General features: G+C 57.0%; 1 protein-coding gene. It reads left to right on the top strand.

Annotated elements, in window-relative coordinates; all coding sequences use genetic code 11:
• A partial coding sequence (locus tag PU724_RS34005) for a hypothetical protein (protein WP_426213865.1) occupies positions 1-342 on the top strand: 342 nt, incomplete at both ends.

Here is a 342-nt window from a genome sequence, read left to right on the forward strand (position 1 = left end):
GCAAGTTCAGCAAATGGCTTGACGAGAACCATCGGACGCAGATCGCCGGCCAGATTGAGGACCCGGGGTTGGACGCGCTGGCGAAGAACTTCGCGGGCAACGATGCCGTACTACTGGGCGACACCAACGTGGCGTTGCGAAGGCTCCGGCAGCATTCTGCCGGACAGACTGTCACAACAGCTAGATCGCGCTCGGTCAGCGAAGACAACCAGGTGATCGAAGATGCATGTCAGGCAGCTGCAAGCAGGTACAGTCAAGTCTCGCTAAATAGCTATCGGAGTACTTTGGGTCGTTTCAACAGCTGGCTCAGTCAGAACTTCGGCAAGGGCATTGCCCAGATTG

Origin of the sequence: Mesorhizobium abyssinicae, from assembly GCF_049887195.1 — a bacterium.
GTDB classification, from domain to species: Bacteria; Pseudomonadota; Alphaproteobacteria; order Rhizobiales; family Rhizobiaceae; genus Mesorhizobium; species Mesorhizobium abyssinicae.